Below are 14,311 nucleotides of genomic sequence, written 5' to 3'. Positions count from 1 at the left end.
TAATTCAAAATTGTTTAAAAATAAAAAAGACACTCGAAAATCAAGTGCCTTTTACTGAGCTACTCGTGATTCGAACACGAGACCCACGCCTTAAAAGGGCGTTGCTCTACCTACTGAGCTAGTAGCCCATCCGTTTTTCAACGTGATTAGTATCATATACTCTAAAATAAATTTGGTCAAGAGCATTTTATTGTTTTTTGCAAAATAATTTGAACAAAATTTTCCCCTTGACACAGTTTGCGTTTTCTTTTTTACTTTTATTAGTTATATGAATGGACTTGTTTTAGATGGAAGTAAAAATGTTTTTCAGGTTGAATGCGATGACGGCTATGTCCGAGAATGTTCTCTAAAAGGAAAAATTTTAAAAGACGGAAAAGGCTATTACAATCCGCTTGCGCCAGGCGACATTGTTATTTTGGATGATGATTCCCTTGAAGATGAAAAAGGTCTTATAAAAAATCTTGTTCCTCGCAAAAATGAATTTGTGCGTTGGAATGTAAAAAAAAGACAGCCTCAGGTTCTTGCTTCAAATTTGGATTATCTTCTGATTGTTACAACTCCAGACGAGCCTCCTTTTAAACCGCGCTTTATTGACCGTGCTCTTGTTCAGGCGGATTTTCAGAAAATAACTCCAGTGATTGTCTGCAATAAATATGAACTTCCGCAGTCGGATGAATTTAAAGAGCGGCTTTTGAACTGGGAAGAAATTGGATACAAAATAATCCGTTCAAGCGCAAAGACTGGCGAAGGAATTGAAGAGCTTGCGAATTTCATTGAAAACAAAACTTGCGCCTTTGTTGGAAAAAGCGGCGTTGGAAAAAGTTCTATAATAAATGTTCTTGACAACAATGTTGTTTTAAAAACTGGCAGCCTTTCCAAAAAATACGGCAAGGGAACTCATACAACAACAAAAGGCACGCTGATTCATCTTCAGCTGAACGAAGCTCTAATGGGCGGAAGAAAAGATGCGGTTGCAAATATAATCGATACTCCGGGCGTAAAAACTTTTTTGCTGCACGGAATTTCCGCGGAAAATCTTGCGCTTTATTACAAAGAATTTTTTCCGTTTATTGGAAAATGCAGTTTTGGAATGAGCTGTTCACATATAAAAGAAAAAGGCTGCGCAATTTGCAAAGCTGTCGAAGAGGGAAAAATTTCAAAGGCGCGCTACGAAAGCTGGAAAAAAACTTTTGAGGAATTAAAAACCGGCGTTTGGGGCGACTAGTTTTTCAATTAAAAAAGTCCTTTGGAATTTCTGATTCAATTGTAATTTTTTCTTTTGAAACTGGATGCACAAATTCCATTTTTCTTGCATGAAGTTTTATTCTGTCTGATTTTATTCCGCCGTAAAGCTCATCGCCTGCAATTGGAAGATTCACACTTGCAAGCTGAACTCTTATTTGATGTGTCCGCCCCGTGTGCAGCTGGCAGTCAATTTGGATAATGCTGCTTTTTTCTGAAATTATCTTAAAGTCAGTTTTTGCAAAAAGTCCACCCTTTGATTCTGGAACAATTCCCATTTTGCAAGCTGAGCTTTTTGGTGAAATCCGCGCAATAAAATTTTCAACAGTGAATTCTTTTTTTTCAGGAAGTTTTCCAGTGCAGACTGCTCTGTAGATTTTTTTTATTCCGCGGTTTTTAAACATTTCAGAAATTTCTTTGTTTATACTGCGGCTTTTTGTGAACAAAAGAATTCCGCTTGTTTCTCTGTCCAGTCTGTGCATTATTCCAACGTATGGCGGATTTCTAAGAGAAGGATTTTTTTGCCACAAATATTTTACTGTGCAGTCGTGGGCGTTTTTTCTTTGACCTGTAATTGTCTGTTCGGTTGGAAGAAAAGGCGGTTTGTTTATTGCGATTAAATATTCATCTTCAAAAAGAACATCTTTTTCTGTAAGTTCGAAATCTGTATCTTCCGGCTGTTTTTCAAAAAAGAATTTTTCCTTGTCAATTAAAACTTTAACTGTGCTTCCTGAATTTATTTTAAATGAAGGAATTCTGCATTGATTGGAATTTACATAAACTGCGCCGGAAACAATTAAGCGTCTGATTTTGCTGTTGGAAATTTCGCCTTCAAGAAGCTCTGGAATTTTTTGCCTTAAAAATTCATTTAAAGTTTTCTTTTCGTTTGATGTCCAAGTTTTTTCAATCATCGCTTTATAATAAACTTCATTTTGAATAAATTCAATTTCCGCTGAATTTTAATTTACAAAAAAAATGCAAGGTTTTATAATCTTGTGAATATGGAAAAGCAAGAAAACTTAAAGCTTGGAGTTTGCTGGATTTTATTTTCTGCATTTGGATTTGCGGTAATGGGACTTTGCGTCCGTTTGGCAGGAAACATTCCTTTTGTTCAGAAAACTCTTTTTAGAAACCTCATTGCGTTCTTTGTTGCTTTTTCGACTTTGTGCATGAAGGCAAAAAAAGACAAATCGGTTCTTTACATTCCTCGTGAGGCTTGGAAATTTTTGCTTTTAAGATCGGCAGTTGGTTCTCTTGGAATTTTTGGAAACTTTTATGCTTTGGGCTTTATGAATATTTCTGATGCCGCTATGCTGAATAAAATGTCGCCATTTTTTGCTGTGGTTGCAAGCATTTTCATTCTTGGTGAAAAGCCAAATTTTGTTTCTGCATTTTCATTGATTGTTGTTTTTGCCGGCTCGCTTTTTGTTATTAAGCCCACATTTGATTTTGTAAAAGTTTTTCCGGCTCTTTTTGCTTTTGTCGGCGGAATGGGAGCTGGCTTTGCGTCTTGCTTTGTAAGAAAACTTCATTCGTATAATGTTTGCGGAGATTTTATAATTGTTTTCTTTTCACTTTTTTCAAGTTTGCTTGCAATTCCGTTTGTTTTCTTTTGCCACGTGCCTATGACTTTGTTTCAAGTTCTGATTTTGCTTTGCGCGGGACTTGGAGCTGCTTGCGGTCAGTTCGGAATGACAAATGCTTACTTTAATGCTCCGGCTTCAAAAATTTCAATTTATGATTATTCAAATATTGTTTTTGCAGGAATTCTTGGATTTGTTTTTCTTGATCAGATTCCGGACGTTTTTAGCATTGCAGGATATTTTATTATAATTGGAACTGCCGTCTTTGTTTTTATTTACAATTCAAAAATTGCGGCTAAAAGGCAAGCTGAAAATTAGCATGGAGTTTTGCTTTCCGTAAGAGATTTTAAAATTGATTCCATTACTTTAAAGCTTGCAGGAGTCAGCGAGTCTATGTTGTCGCTTTGTGTGTGGAAAAGGCGCCAAGTGTAGGGCAGGTGCTCTTTGTATGAAAAGTCCGGAATATTTTCTTCAATGCGTTTTTGCTTTGAAGTTTCCCTGTTCATAACCGCATCTTCAAGAGATTTGTCGCTGTTGATTTTTCTTGCATAAAGTGAAGCTTCTTCTGCTGGTAAAAGTGTAATTGCGACTGCTGGAATTCCACAGGCAAGAAAAGATGCGTTGTCGCTGTACGGAACTGGAAGTGTCATCCATCTGCCGTCTGTGGCGCGCTTTAAAATATTTTGTGTTCTTGCGTAAAGGTCGTTGAATTGAGATTTGAATTTTGCGGAAGCCAGTGAACTTAAACCACTTTTTGAAAGAATCGGAATTTCACCGCGTCCGCAAGCGTCAAAAACATAGACATCATCGTTTGTAATTCCAAGACGCTGAAAAGTTTTTGCAATTCCAAATGCGCCTTGGTTTGTTACAGTCCAGCCGAGCTCTTCTCCGTCTGTAAAAAAAATTCTTACATTATGGAATGAAGGATAATTTTTAAGCCACACTGCCCAGTTCATAAGCTGCCAGTCAGCCGCGCTGTTGTCGTTTGCGCCAGGACTTTCTGGAACTCTGTCATGGTGGGCAATTACAGTTTTTATTTTAAACTGAGAATTGTAGCTTGAAGAGCCAAACTGAACTAAAATGTGATTCTTTCCGTCTATTACAACACGGTTGGAAGTTACACCGCGGCTTTCAAGCCATTTCTGTATAAAGTCCGCTCGGTTGCAGTCTTGAGCTAGATATTCTGAAAACTCATTCGGAAGGAATCCCATGATGTTCTAGTAGTCTCCGTTTCTGCGGCGGTCATTTGAACCAAATCTTCTTCCGCCGTTCCTTGAAAAACTTGAACGCTGCTCACGAGGCTTTTTTTCTTCTGCATAGTTTACGCGGATTTTGCGTCCGTCAACTTCTTTGCCAGCAAGCTCAGCGATTGCCTTGTCTGTTTCCGCAGAATCTTCCATTTCAACAAAGCCGAAACCTTTTGACTGGTTTGTGTCGCGGTCAATAATAATTGTTGCAGAAACAACATTCCCATAAGTAGAAAATAATGAGCTTAATGTGTCTTGTGTTGTAGCATAGCTCAAGTTTCCAACGTAAAGTCTTTTTGACATAAATAATTCCTTGCAGATTCACAAAGCCTTGGCAAGGAATCGTGCAATATTAAAATACTATGGAAAAAATGCGCTGTCAAGTAAAATTGCCTTTGATAAATTTAGCCTGTTGATTTTAAATATTCTGTGTTATAATATCTTCTATATGAAGAAAGAAGAATTTTATGATTTGCTGGAAAGTATTCCAAAAGCCGAGCTTCATGTTCACGAGGAAGCTGTTTTAAGCAGGGAAACCGTAAAGAAAGTTTATAAGCGTAATTTTAATCAGGATATGTCAGATGAGGAATTCAACTCTCTTTTTGAGTATGATGATTTGACGGGCTTTCTTTCTTCCTTTATAAAAATCCAGTCTTATTTTACAAACATAAATGACTTTGAATATATGTTCAAGGATTTTGAAGACTACTTGAACAAAAACAATATTGTTTACTGCGAAACTTTTTTCAGCCCGACTTCGCATTTAAAGAAAGGCTGGAATTTTCACGACATGATTAGCATTGTTCAAAAAAGCATTGAGCGCATAAAGAAAAATTCTGGGCGTACTGTAAAACTTATTGTTGATGTGAGCCGCTCGTTTGGCGTTGAAAATGCAATGAAAAATCTGGATCTTGTGCTTGCTGAAAAAAATCCTTATATAGTTGGAATCGGACTTGGTGGCGATGAAAAAAAAGGTCCGGCTGCGGAATACAAAGATGTTTTTGTAAAGGCAAAGGAAAACGGACTTCATGTTGTAACTCATGCCGGAGAAAGCTGCGGTGTTTTTTCTATGAAAGACAGTTTGAAACTTTGCAAGGCTGAACGTCTTGGACACGGAATTGCTGCTGCTCAGGATGCTGATTTTATGAAGTACCTTGCAGAAAATAAAATTCCGCTTGAAGTTTGTCCTACGAGCAACATTTTTATTTTAAAAGAGTTCAACGGTGATATGAAAAATCATCCTGTAAAAAAACTTTACGATGCGGGAGTTTTTGTTACGCTGAATACAGATGACCCTACGTTCTTTAAAGTTTCGCTTATTGATGAATATTGGAATATTTACAAAGATCAAAATTTCTCCTTGGACGAAATAAAAGAGATTATCAAAAATGCCTACAAGGCTGCTTTTATTTCTCAAGAAGAAAAAGACAATTATTGCAAAAATGTTGATGCTGCCTGGGACGATTGGTTTAAAAAACATCCGGGGGCAAACTAATAGAATAATCTGAATTTTGTTAGTGGCATTTTAATATTGTTGCCGTGCACTTCATAAGACTGATATGCACGGCAATTTTTTTGTCATTTTTTAATTTTTACTGTAAAACTAATCTTGGTTTCTTTTCCTTGCCAGTCAGTTATCTTTAAAGTTCCTTTTCCGGCAGTGCCAGTTGTTTTTACGTAAATGCCTGACATTCCGCCTTTAAGAGAAACTGCCTTAGGTCCTATTATTTCGATTGCGCCTTCTGCTTCTGCAATTACAGCTTCCTGCATAAAAGGCTGAAGATTTCCGTTTTCATCTTCTGCCCGCAAATGAACTTCTGCAACATCGTAAGTTTCTTCTTCTATTAAGATTGTGCGATTGACTTGTGCTTTTAAAGTTGCGTTCTGGCACATTGACTTTACGAGCGTTTTTACAGTCTTTCCGTTTTTAATCGCTTCAAATTTATATGAAGAAGATTCTCCGCCCCAGTTGCCAATGTACTTTCCAAAGAGCGCGATTAGTTTTTCTTTTGAAACAATACGCATTGCAAAAAATTTTGCGGCCTCCAGTTTGTATTTTGCAGGAAGACTGTTCTGCCCGAATTTTCTTATTGCAAAAATCAGTTCTTTTATTTTTTCACTGTTCTTTGCAGAAATTCCTTCTTCATCAATGAGTCTGTTTCCAATTATGTCGTCAACAAGAATCGGACCGTGCGCAAGATTTTTAAACGGTGAATCAGATGATTTGAATTCCTTTATAAAAGTGTTGTTTACAAAAAGCTTTACTGAATCAGCGTTTGTAAAAATCCAAAGATCGCCTAAAAGTCCTTCGTTGTATTCGCCTATGCTCATGTTGGAATTTACTTCAATAAAATCTCCTGTGAAATCTTCCTGGCTTTTGTAAACTGCTGCCGCAAGCTTTGGATTTCTAAACATATCCATTACGCCGTGATAGCAAATTCTGTCCCCTGAGCCAAATTCCTTGTGAGTGTTGTAGTCGAATGCGCACCATCCGCTTGAGCCTGCGCAGTCATCGTGCAATGCAACGCTGTCAAGAACAGTGGCGTGCCTTATTGCGTGCTCGGTTCTTCTTTGCTCTGTGTCGAATGACTTTGTTGGGAACATGTGGCCAGAATGTTCTGTTACTAAATATCCGCCATGGCTTTTTGTAACTTTGATTTTATCAAGGCTTCCGGCGTTTTTACCTGAATGGCTAAAGTCGTTGTAAGTATATACGTCTTCCAGCAAGTTGCTATTCTTAATGCATCTTACGCCGCCAGTTGGACGAGTTGAATCTATTTTGTGCGCAAGGAAATTTGTTGCCTTGTAGAATTCATCATCATCTTTGCTTTCGTTTATTCTTACGCCCCACATAAATACTGAAGGATGATTTCTGTACTGCGAAATCATTTCATCTTCGTTTTCTAGTGCCTGCGCTTTCCAGGCATCGTCTCCAATGTGCTGCCAGCCTGGAAATTCCGTGAACACAAGAATTCCAAGCTCATCACATCTGTCTATAAAATATTTGCTTTGCGGATAATGCGAGGTTCTTACATAGTTTACGCCAAGCTCAAATTTCAAAATGTCGGCGTCTTCTTTCTGAATATTCTTTGGCATTGCGTATCCCACATATGGGTATGACTGATGCCTGTTTAGTCCTCGAAGTTTTATTTTTTTTCCGTTAAGATAAAATCCAGTTTCATCAAATCTTATTTCCCTGAATCCGAATCTTACAGTTTTTCTGTCTGCAATTTTTCCCTTTGGATTTATAAGCTCCGTAACAAGATTGTAAAGAACTGGCTGCTCAAGAGTCCACGGATGAACCGGCTGTGCGTCTGCCGCAGTAAGAATTTTGTTTCCCGGAACTCCTGTGTTTATCTGCGCCACTACAGAACTTGAGCTTTCGACTCGCTGAATAATTGAATATCCTTCTGTGTCGGAAGAATTCAAAGTTATTTCTGTTTCAAAATGGCTCGCCTTGGTTTTTATAAAAATATCTTCTATATAAATAGGATTTTTTATATCAAGATAAACGTCTCTGTAGATTCCTCCGTAAGTCATGTAGTCAATTACGAATCCAAACGGCGGAATGTTTAATGATTCGCGGCTGTCAAGTTTTAAGGCGAGCAAGTTGTTTCTTCCTGCCGGCAAAAGTGAATCTGTCAAGTCAACAGTGAACGCTGTGTATCCGCAGCTGTGCCTTGCAAGAAATTTTCCGTTTAGAAAAACATCGCATTGATGAGCTGCGCCTTCTATTGTAAGAAGAATTTTTTTCCCTGCCCATTCCTTTTCTGTCTTAAAAGTTTTTCTGTAAACGCTTAGTTTTTGATATGAACTTTCGTCAAAGCCGTTAAAAGGAGTTTCGCAAACTGAATGCGGAATTCTTACTTGCTCGAACTTTCCTCTGAACTTTGAATCTAACATCTTTTCATTGAATGACGGAGAAAATTCCCAGCCGTTGTTAAAATAAATTCTATCTTTCATTCTTTCAGTCTATTCAAAAGAATTTTTATCGTCAAGGTTGAAACTGCTACTTTATTTGTAAAAAAGTCGCTTGTTTTGCGACCTTTTGCAGATAAATGTTCTTATAATTTGTAAAAAATCGATTTCCACCTCTTGACAAAAGTTGGGGGGCAGAATGAAGTTATATCATTTTTATTGGAGGGCTTTTATGAAAAAGCTATTGGTTGCTGGGTTTTGTCTTTTAGGAGCTTTGTGCTTTATGCAGGCGCAGAATGTTGACTGGAAGAACTATGGAGCGGGAATTGAGGAAGGAGATTTTATTGTCCGTGGCGACATTGGATTTTCTAGGCACTGGAAAAGTTTGCCTTATGACGGCTCTATGAAAGTTCCGTATCTTGAAGCGTCTGTTGAGTACACAAAAAAACTTGGCGGGCTTCCTCTTGGATTTGGCGGATTCATAGGATATTCTCAAGACAAGATGAAAGAAAGCGCTTCAGTTGCTGGTTGGGTTGATGCTCCGGATATTGAATGGAAAGGCGAAATGAATTACATCAATTTGGGTGCGCTTGCAAATTATCATATTCAAGTTCCTGTAGAAAAACTTGATGTTTATGCCGGGCTTCGTCTTGGACTTGAATTCTGGAACTGGAAAGTTGATTACAAATATCCTAGTTACGAACCAGTTTATAATAATGGCTATCTTTCCAGCTATAAATATGTAACTGAAAAAGAATCAATCAAGAAAAACGGGACAAATTTCTATGCCGGAATAAATTTTGGAACTTCATATTTCTTTACTGAAAAATTCGGCGCGAATATTGAAGTAGGCTATCCTCAACTTATAAAAATCGGCGGAACTGCGAAGTTCTAGGATTGAAAATTCTGCGCCTTTACAGACCGTGTTTTTTTACGATTTTTTTTATATCGGTTTTTAAAGCGCGCAGGATTTCAGATTCAATCAGCTTTAGCTCTTCCGTGGAAACAGAATTATTGCTTGAGTCTTGCGGCATATAAAGTCTGTAAGGCTCAACTTTAAGTGCAGAGGCGATTCTTTCAACAAATGAAAGAGAAGGAAAACGTTTCTTTGTTTCAATCTGCCCGATGTAGGATGTGTCTGTTTTGCAAAGCTCCGCAAGTTTTTCCTGGGTTATGTTCTGTTCTTTGCGGAATTTTTTCAGATTGCTAATAAATGTGTCTTGTAAATCCATTATTTATATTCTAAAAGCTACTTTTTTCTTTTTGTATACACTTGACGCTAAATGAAACTGTGCTAAAATATAGCCTATTAGCTAATAAAATGGCGTGATTGCTTGAATAGGGCAAGAACGCAAGGAGAAAATTTATGAATTCTGATGAATTTTATTTTCATGATTGGATTGAAGAGAACGAACTTGAATTTATAGAAACCTCTTCGGAAAAAATAGATGATAAAGAATTCATAGAAATAGAAAATAAAATAGATTCTGTGAACACTTCAGTAGAAATTTCCGATGAATCAGAAGAAAAAAATGATGCATTATAAGACTTCTTTTATTAATTCAGAACTATAAGCACGGAATTTTAAGAGTTTTTAGCATGGTGTAAGTATTACGAATTCGTGTCATTGACTCCATAACCCCTCTATGATATAGTTAAAACCGAGGTGAATTGGTAAAAATATTACTTCACCTCGGTTTTAATTTAGGGTGGATTGTATGATAGGACGAAAAAAAGAAACAACTGAACTAAATAAACTCTATGATAAAAACAGTGCAGAATTTGTTGCAATATACGGACGTCGTCGTGTTGGAAAAACATATCTTGTTGATGAAACCTTCTCAGGACGAATTACATTTCGCCATGCAGGTTTAGCACCTGAAGATCAAAAGGATGATATAGGTCAACTAAAAAATCAATTGGAACATTTCTATAAATCTCTTCTCCTTCATGGAATGGAAGAATGTGAAAAACCTAAGAATTGGTTTGATGCATTTTTCCTTTTAGAAAAATTCCTGCAAAAAATTGATGCGGGGACAAAACAGCTAATCTTTATAGATGAATTACCATGGCTTGATACACCTCGTTCAAATTTCATTCAGGCATTTGAAGGCTTCTGGAATACATGGGCCTGTCATCGAAAGAATCTTATGCTGGTTGTCTGTGGTAGTGCAAATTCATGGATACTAGATAAACTGATAAATGCCCATGGAGGGCTTTATAATAGGGTAACACATGAAATGAAGCTCTCTCCATTTACACTTTCTGAATGTGAAGATTTTTATAAGGCAAATAATGTAAAAATCTCCAGATATGATATAGTTCAAAGTTACATGGTATTCGGCGGTATCCCTTTTTATCTGGGATATGTAAACGGAGAATATAGTCTTCCCCAGAATATTGATAACATCTGTTTTGCAAAGAATGCTCCGTTAAGAGATGAATATGACAGACTTTTTGCATCTGCATTTGAAAATCCAGATTATATAAAAGCGATTGTCAACCTGTTAGGAACAAAGAATGCTGGTTATACAAGAGCTGAAATTTTAGAAAAATTAGATATTTCAGATGGAGAAACCTTTACCAAAAGCTTAAAAGCTCTTCTTGCAAGTGATTTCATTGTAAAATATTATCCATTTGGCTTAAGCAAAAGAAGTGTTCATTACAAGCTAGTAGACCCATTTTGCATATTCTATCATCATTTTATGAAAAACCTGAAAACGACAAATGAAAAATTCTGGCAGCAGAATAATACTTCTCAATCCCTATCATCATGGCGTGGTTTTGCTTTTGAAAACGTATGTTTCAACCATGTGGAACAGTGCAAAAAGGCTCTCGGCATTTCTGGTGTAGTTACACAAACTTCTGCATGGTCTAAAAGACCAGATGACGAAGAAGGAACTCAGATTGATTTGCTTATTATTCGAGATGATAATGTAACAAATATGTGTGAATTGAAGTTTTACAGTGGAGAATATGAAGTAGACAAGCCTTATTATAAAACTCTGCTCACAAGAGAATCCCTTCTTCAAAAAATGGTATCTCCAAAAGTTGTAATCCGCAGCACATTAATAACAACCTTTGAGTTAAAAAAAAATGAGTATAGTAGTGTATTCTCTAATGTTATTTTGATGGATGATTTATTTGAAAAATAGTTACTCGATACTTTGGCGATAAGTGTATAAAAATAAGAGTTATTACCGAAATATTTAATATTCTTAAAGGATGTTTTATATGATTAATCTAGAAGAATTACACAAAACTTGGTCCACCATAGTTAAAAATCAAGAACGAAAAACATATGAACAGGCTTCAAGATACCTGGATGCAATCCAACACGGGAAAGCTATTATAGGTGAATGCAATTATAATAAGCTTTTATCCATTGGTATCGAAAATGTAAAAATTGTAAAAGCAATAGAAGATTTATATCAAAAACTCGCAGAAACATAGGAAAAAACTTTTGGACCTATTGTAAAGCAGGCTCTTAAAAAAGATTAAAATCTTCTATTATTATAAAGAATTTGCACCTCTTATAAAGCAAATTCAACATATCAGGAGATTATAAAGAATGACAAGAATCGCAACATCATTGAAAAAGCTTAATTGGAAATTATTTTGCTCGCTTATGGTGATGGGCCTATGTCCAACAATCTATACTACACTTCGTGTCTTTTTCTTAGGACAACTACCTGGTGACTGGGCCTTTTCTATTGCTGGACAACTTTCATGGGTAAACCTCTTATATGAAATCCTAAACGAGGCCATCATTCTTCCGCTATATTTTTTCATGGGAAAAGTGGCCTCCGATAAAAAAGAATTTACAAACCGTATAAAAATTGGTCTAATAATTTCGTTTTGTGTTTATGCAGTTTGCTCCCTTTTTATCTGCACCTTTACCAATCCGCTTCTCTCTGTAATGGCTACGAGTAAAAATATAATTCAAGAATCTTCTGTATACATCAGAATTGAAAGCATTGCAAATATTTTTACTTTACTCTCTACTTTCCTTTTGGTATGTTTGGTCACACTTGGAAAATCAAAGTATGTTTACCTTCTTACTGCTGCAAAACTAATCTTAAGCGTATTGTTTGATACTTTTTTTGTTTCAACTTTGAAAATTTCTGCTAATCTGGGCGTAAATGGGATCGGCTACAGCAACATAATCGTAAATATAATTCTTTTTATTATTTCAGTCATTCTTCTTTCAAAAGAAGGATATCTGATTTTCCATAATGAAAAAGTATCCTTTGGCTGGGCTAAAGATTTTCTCAAAATTGGTGGTATTTCAGGTCTGGAGTCATTGGTACGAAACCTCGCATATATGTTGATGATTAGCCGTATGATAAATATGGTAAATGAGCAGGGAACTTATTGGGTTGCTAACAGTTTTATCTGGGGGGGGCTTTTGCTCCCGGTAAATCAGCTCGGTGAACTTATCAAACAGGAAGTCGGAACAGATGAAAATGCAGTCAAAAACAATACGCTCGGTTATATTGTAGTTACAGTAATTGTATGTTTAATTTGGATTATCACAATTCCAACATGGAAATGGTTTATGATAAATGTACTTCAATTCTCTGACGTCGATAAATTATTTAAACTGGTTATAGTGCTTCTGGGGTTCTATGTTCTATATGCACTTCAAAATGTGTTTGACTGCGAATTTTACGGTCTGGGAAAAACAAATTACATGCTTTTTGAATCAATTGTAACAAACACCCTTTATTATGGAACAGCATTCATTTTATATCTTTGCGGAACATGGACTCCAACATTAATTGGGATTGCAATTTTATTTGGAATCGGCAATGCCTTTGATAGCATTGTTTCTGGAGGAGCATTTGCTTTTCTGCTTAAGAAGAAGAACATAAATATTTTTGATGTCGAATGACTCATTCTTTAATTTCTTAAGCATTTCTGTATCATCTTCGAAAAAAAAAGGAGGCATGATAAAAAAGTAAACGAACAAGCGGTATTGTGATACGCTGAAGTGATTCAGCGGAACCCAGGCGATAGTTCGTCATATTTCATAAGGACATAGATCCTTGTTAAGGAGAATGAAGAGCTTTTGCCGCATCATACTATAGTCATTTAAGACTGAATGGGAGATTGGAACACTATACCGATTAGACTTTCCGCAAAAGAATCAAGACGGAGGTCATCATGACATTTTTTATTGGCGTTGATTTGCACAAGACACAGTTTACTGTTCATGTGCGTACTGAAGAAAAAGTTGAGTCTTTGGATCAGATTAAACAGTATCCGACAACAACAGCAGGCTACGCTGAGTTTCTTTCAAGAATTGAAACCTACAAGGCAACAGGAGCTGCAGTGAAAATCGGAGTTGAATCTACTGGAAATACAAGATTCTTCAAAAATCAAGTTGAGAAAGCTGGAGCAGAAGTAACTGTAATTAACACACTCAAATTCAAGGTTATCAACGAATCAACCAAGAAAACTGACAAGCATGATGCTTCGACAATTTCAGAATTTCTTTCAAAGGACATGCTTCCTGAAAGTTATTTGTGTGGAAAAGAAACTGAGAATATCAGACGTTTATTAAAATCAAGAGAACGACTTGTTCGTTCAACAGTCGGTCAGAAAAACGAAATTCATGCGTTATTGGTGAGTTTGGGACTTTCTGATGAACTCAGAAGCCTTCAAAGTAAAAAAGGGCGCCAGAGAATTCTGGACACCCTTGAGTCGAATGACGACTACGTGCTCGAGGCACAATCAGTAAAACTGATGTTTGAAATTATAGAGCGTATTGAAGAAAGCGTAAAGATAATTGAAAAACAGATCAGTGAACTGACAAAAGACGATGGAATGGTGAACCGCCTTATGACAATTCGAGGCTGTGGAAAGATTACAGCATGGACAATCAGGGCTTACACAGAAGACATATCAAGATTTGCGACAGCAAAGAAGTATGCGGCTTTCTGTGGACTTGTACCTTGGGTTCAGGATTCGAATGAGACCATTCATCACGGAAAGATAACGAAACGGGGGCCTCAGGAATTGAGAACCTGTTTTGTTCAGCTGGTTATGGGAATTCGTCGCTGCAAGGACACTTCTGAATGGAGAATGATGCAGCGATATGAATACATGAAAAAGAATAAAGGCAGCGGCAAATCTATTGTAGCTGCCGCCAGAAAGATGGCGGAAATTGTTTGGGCAATGCTCAGCGACAAACAGGACTTTGATTCAGACAGGATGAAAGGCGTTTACAGACCTATAACTATTGCCGACAAAGTCCTTTCCGACATGAATTAATTTAGTTATAGAGAGTCGACTTGTTCGTTGACTTTTTATGGGAGA

General features: G+C 36.7%; 14 protein-coding genes and 1 tRNA gene. 9 read left to right on the top strand and 6 right to left on the bottom strand.

The features are described from left to right. Window positions 1-55 precede the first annotated feature (55 nt). Window positions 56-128: transfer RNA gene (locus B3209_RS07000), tRNA-Lys, on the bottom strand. Window positions 129-268: 140 nt separating this feature from the next. Here B3209_RS07000 and rsgA point away from each other — a divergent pair. Then, window positions 269-1,225, top strand: coding sequence for a ribosome small subunit-dependent GTPase A (gene rsgA / locus B3209_RS06995; protein ID WP_295796804.1), 957 nt, complete (start codon window positions 269-271; stop codon window positions 1,223-1,225). A gap of 4 nt (window positions 1,226-1,229) precedes the next feature. Here rsgA and B3209_RS06990 read toward each other — a convergent pair whose 3' ends face one another. Continuing rightward, a complete protein-coding gene (locus B3209_RS06990; RefSeq protein WP_296090621.1) occupies window positions 1,230-2,153 on the bottom strand; it encodes an RluA family pseudouridine synthase in 924 nt (307 codons plus the stop codon). A gap of 90 nt (window positions 2,154-2,243) precedes the next feature. On the opposite strand from B3209_RS06990, the gene B3209_RS06985 reads away from it, so the two are divergent. Then, entirely contained in the window at window positions 2,244-3,143 is a 900-nt protein-coding gene (locus B3209_RS06985) for a DMT family transporter (protein WP_296665213.1), read from the top strand. Here the strand turns inward: B3209_RS06985 and B3209_RS06980 are convergent. Together B3209_RS06980 and B3209_RS06975 are read right to left on the bottom strand one after the other, a co-directional pair. Further along, entirely contained in the window at window positions 3,140-4,036 is an 897-nt protein-coding gene (locus B3209_RS06980; RefSeq protein ID WP_295796798.1) for a M28 family peptidase, read from the bottom strand. The two genes, B3209_RS06985 and B3209_RS06980, sit on opposite strands and share 4 nt — an antisense overlap. Window positions 4,037-4,042: 6 nt before the next feature. Then, entirely contained in the window at window positions 4,043-4,375 is a 333-nt protein-coding gene (locus B3209_RS06975) for an RNA recognition motif domain-containing protein (protein ID WP_295796797.1), read from the bottom strand. A gap of 145 nt (window positions 4,376-4,520) precedes the next feature. Between B3209_RS06975 and add the strand changes: the two genes are divergently transcribed. Then, window positions 4,521-5,567, top strand: a complete 1,047-nt coding sequence (gene add, locus B3209_RS06970) for an adenosine deaminase (RefSeq protein WP_296690294.1) — start codon at window positions 4,521-4,523, stop codon at window positions 5,565-5,567. Between the two features lie 83 nt (window positions 5,568-5,650). Here the strand turns inward: add and B3209_RS06965 are convergent, their stop codons facing one another. Then, window positions 5,651-8,035, bottom strand: coding sequence for a glycoside hydrolase family 2 protein (locus B3209_RS06965; RefSeq protein WP_296690292.1), 2,385 nt, complete (start codon window positions 8,033-8,035; stop codon window positions 5,651-5,653). A gap of 187 nt (window positions 8,036-8,222) precedes the next feature. Here B3209_RS06965 and B3209_RS06960 point away from each other — a divergent pair, with 187 nt between their 5' ends. After that, a complete protein-coding gene (locus B3209_RS06960; RefSeq protein WP_296690290.1) occupies window positions 8,223-8,885 on the top strand; it encodes an outer membrane beta-barrel protein in 663 nt (220 codons plus the stop codon). Window positions 8,886-8,904: 19 nt separating this feature from the next. Here the strand turns inward: B3209_RS06960 and B3209_RS06955 are convergent, their stop codons facing one another. Continuing rightward, window positions 8,905-9,222 carry a helix-turn-helix domain-containing protein gene (locus B3209_RS06955; RefSeq protein WP_296690288.1) on the bottom strand — a complete coding sequence of 106 codons (318 nt, stop codon included), beginning with the start codon at window positions 9,220-9,222 and terminating at the stop codon, window positions 8,905-8,907. A gap of 134 nt (window positions 9,223-9,356) precedes the next feature. On the opposite strand from B3209_RS06955, the gene B3209_RS06950 reads away from it, so the two are divergent. From B3209_RS06950 to B3209_RS06930, 5 genes are all read left to right on the top strand, one after another. Next, window positions 9,357-9,536: a hypothetical protein gene (locus B3209_RS06950; RefSeq protein ID WP_296690286.1), complete on the top strand. Its 180-nt coding sequence runs from the start codon at window positions 9,357-9,359 to the stop codon at window positions 9,534-9,536. 172 nt (window positions 9,537-9,708) lie between these two features. Continuing rightward, window positions 9,709-11,145 (top strand): AAA family ATPase, encoded by a 1,437-nt coding sequence (locus B3209_RS06945; protein ID WP_296690284.1) that lies wholly within the window; start codon window positions 9,709-9,711, stop codon window positions 11,143-11,145. A 79-nt stretch (window positions 11,146-11,224) separates the two neighbouring features. Further along, window positions 11,225-11,443: a hypothetical protein gene (locus B3209_RS06940; RefSeq protein WP_296690283.1), complete on the top strand. Its 219-nt coding sequence runs from the start codon at window positions 11,225-11,227 to the stop codon at window positions 11,441-11,443. 118 nt (window positions 11,444-11,561) lie between these two features. Next, window positions 11,562-12,884 (top strand): MATE family Na+-driven efflux transporter, encoded by a 1,323-nt coding sequence (locus B3209_RS06935; RefSeq protein WP_296690281.1) that lies wholly within the window; start codon window positions 11,562-11,564, stop codon window positions 12,882-12,884. 272 nt (window positions 12,885-13,156) lie between these two features. Then, the gene (locus tag B3209_RS06930; protein WP_296690279.1) at window positions 13,157-14,266 is read left to right on the top strand and encodes an IS110 family transposase; all 1,110 of its coding nucleotides are present in this window, start codon (window positions 13,157-13,159) and stop codon (window positions 14,264-14,266) included. Window positions 14,267-14,311: the final 45 nt, after the last annotated feature.

Origin of the sequence: Treponema sp. UBA6852 (assembly GCA_002449305.1) — a bacterium.
Lineage (GTDB): Bacteria > Spirochaetota > Spirochaetia > Treponematales > Treponemataceae > Treponema_D.
The sequence above is the reverse complement of the archived record's forward strand: the minus strand, read 5'-3'. Positions and strand labels throughout refer to the sequence as shown.

Bases quoted from the DNA above. Each gene is read 5' to 3' on its own strand.
- B3209_RS06980 (WP_295796798.1), bottom strand. From the start codon at position 4,036: ATGGGATTCCTTCCGAATGAGTTTTCAGAATATCTAGCTCAAGACTGC.
- add (WP_296690294.1), top strand. From the start codon at position 4,521: ATGAAGAAAGAAGAATTTTATGATTTGCTGGAAAGTATTCCAAAAGCC.
- B3209_RS06965 (WP_296690292.1), bottom strand. From the start codon at position 8,035: ATGAAAGATAGAATTTATTTTAACAACGGCTGGGAATTTTCTCCGTCA.
- B3209_RS06990 (WP_296090621.1), bottom strand. From the start codon at position 2,153: ATGATTGAAAAAACTTGGACATCAAACGAAAAGAAAACTTTAAATGAA.
- B3209_RS06935 (WP_296690281.1), top strand. From the start codon at position 11,562: ATGACAAGAATCGCAACATCATTGAAAAAGCTTAATTGGAAATTATTT.
- B3209_RS06945 (WP_296690284.1), top strand. From the start codon at position 9,709: ATGATAGGACGAAAAAAAGAAACAACTGAACTAAATAAACTCTATGAT.
- B3209_RS06985 (WP_296665213.1), top strand. From the start codon at position 2,244: ATGGAAAAGCAAGAAAACTTAAAGCTTGGAGTTTGCTGGATTTTATTT.
- B3209_RS06950 (WP_296690286.1), top strand. From the start codon at position 9,357: ATGAATTCTGATGAATTTTATTTTCATGATTGGATTGAAGAGAACGAA.
- B3209_RS06930 (WP_296690279.1), top strand. From the start codon at position 13,157: ATGACATTTTTTATTGGCGTTGATTTGCACAAGACACAGTTTACTGTT.
- B3209_RS06960 (WP_296690290.1), top strand. From the start codon at position 8,223: ATGAAAAAGCTATTGGTTGCTGGGTTTTGTCTTTTAGGAGCTTTGTGC.
- B3209_RS06955 (WP_296690288.1), bottom strand. From the start codon at position 9,222: ATGGATTTACAAGACACATTTATTAGCAATCTGAAAAAATTCCGCAAA.
- rsgA (WP_295796804.1), top strand. From the start codon at position 269: ATGAATGGACTTGTTTTAGATGGAAGTAAAAATGTTTTTCAGGTTGAA.
- B3209_RS06975 (WP_295796797.1), bottom strand. From the start codon at position 4,375: ATGTCAAAAAGACTTTACGTTGGAAACTTGAGCTATGCTACAACACAA.
- B3209_RS06940 (WP_296690283.1), top strand. From the start codon at position 11,225: ATGATTAATCTAGAAGAATTACACAAAACTTGGTCCACCATAGTTAAA.